Origin of the sequence: Phenylobacterium sp. (assembly GCF_031181185.1) — a bacterium.
Taxonomy (GTDB): domain Bacteria; phylum Pseudomonadota; class Alphaproteobacteria; order Caulobacterales; family Caulobacteraceae; genus Phenylobacterium.
Window position 1 is genome coordinate 1 of the sequence record NZ_JAPSKZ010000324.1, and the last position, 1841, is coordinate 1841.

Sequence of the window (1841 nt, forward strand, 5' to 3'; positions counted from 1 at the left end):
GCCGCCCCAGCCGCACCGCCAGCATCGTGATCCCCAGCGAGAAGAGCGTGAACACCACGATGTACGGCGCGTGCAGCGACGCCCCGAGCGGCCCGCCCACCGCCGGCCCGATGGCCAGCGCGAGCTGCTTCACCAGGGCGAAGGCGGAGTTGTACTGCCCGGCGAGACCGGTCGGCGCCAGGTCGGCGACCAGCGGCGCCAGCGTCGGCGACAGCATGGCCTCACCCAGCCCGAACAGGGCGTACGTCGAGATGAACGCGGCCGTCGCCATCGCCTGGCTGCCGTGCCCCAGCCCGGCGTATCCGGCCACGGCCCATGCCACGGCCCAGATCAGTCCCACGGCCGCGATCACGCGCGACCGCTTCCGGCGCTCCACGAACTTCAGCACCGCGAACTGCGCGATCACGATCATCAGCGTGTTCGCCGCCAGCGCGGTCCCCAGCGCGGAGGTGGAGATGCCCGCCGCCTCGACACCGTAGGCGCTCAGCCCCGACTCGAACTGCCCGTAGCAGGCGAAGAAGAGGACGAAGCCCAGCACGCACAGCTGCACCATGGCCCGGTTGCCGAGCAGCTGCTTCCAGCTGCCCCCGGCGGACTGCCCGGGCGCCTCCCCGACGTGCGGCGCCCGCGGCGTCCGCACCGTCGCCATCACCGCGACCAGCACCAGGAACATCGCCGCCTCGATCGCGAAGAGCAGCGTGAACGAGGACGCCTTCGTGGTGTCGACCAGATGACCGCCGATGAGCCCGCCGACACCGAGCCCCAGGTTCTGCAGGAAGAACTGCATCGCGAACGCCCGCGACCGCGTCTCGGCCGTGGAGCAGTCCACGATCATCGTCGCCAGCGCCGGCTGCATCACGGCCTGCCCGGCGCCCAGCGCGGCGGCGGACAGCAGCACGGTGGCCGCCGAGGCCGACAGCCCGAGGCTCAGCGCTCCGAGCGCGGCGGTGACCAGGGCGACCAGCAGAACCGGCAGCGGGCCGCGCCGGACGATGGCCCGCCCGGCGAACGGCAGCACGATCAGCGCGGCCACGGCGAAGACGGCGAGCACGAGACCCGCCGTCACAGAACCCAGTCCCCGTACCTGCGCCACATAGACGTACAGGTAGGGGACCGTGAAGCCGAGCCCGAACGCGCTGAGTGCGTTGCCCACATGAATCCGGCGCATCGCTGCGCCCATCGCCCTGGTCACGTTCACCCTCTCCGGATCGATCGCTCCAGCCGTTGAAGCTGAAGACTTAGAAGCTAAAGTTCGAAGGTAAAGAGTACACAGCGAAGGACTTCAAGGCAAAGCAGTGCCATGCCATACTGCGGCCATGGGCGACACCTCCGGCGCCGGCGAGCCGACACTCGAAGAACAGATCGCCGCCTACCAGCGCGAGTTCCAGGACCTCGACCCCCAGGTCGAGAAGATCGTCTCGGCGCTCTCCCGGCTGAACCGCCGTATGAACGTCGCGTACGGCCGGCAGACCGCCGAGCTGGGCATCAGCAACACCGACTGGGAAGTGCTGAAGGCACTCGTCCTCTCCGGCGCCCCCTACCGCCTGGGCCCCGGTGACCTCGCCAAGCGCCTCGGCCTCACCCCGGCCGCCATGACCCACCGGATCGACCGCATGGTGGGAGAGGGCCTCGTCACCCGGGACCGGGACGAGTCCAACCGGGTCCGCGTCATCGTCGAGCTGACGGCCGAGGGGCGGGAGAAGTGGCTGGAGGCCATGCGCCTCGCCACGGTCTTCGAGGAGGACCTGCTCCAGGACCTCTCGGCGGACGAGCGGTCGGCCCTCGGCGAGGTACTGACCCGCCTGTTGCGCAGGGTCGAGCACGCCCAGCCCGACGCCGGC

At 70.4% G+C, this 1841-nt stretch carries 2 protein-coding genes; one reads left to right on the forward strand and one right to left on the reverse strand.

Annotation, left to right across the window (positions count from 1 at the left end; genetic code table 11):
- The coding region (locus RIF93_RS20480) for an MFS transporter (protein ID WP_309093284.1) at positions 1 to 1192 on the reverse strand (1192 nt) is incomplete at its 3' end.
- A 124-nt stretch (positions 1193 to 1316) separates the two neighbouring features.
- On the opposite strand from RIF93_RS20480, the gene RIF93_RS20485 reads away from it, so the two are divergent.
- Positions 1317 to 1841, forward strand: a 525-nt coding sequence (locus RIF93_RS20485; RefSeq protein WP_309093285.1) for a MarR family transcriptional regulator, incomplete at its 3' end; no start/stop codon positions are given.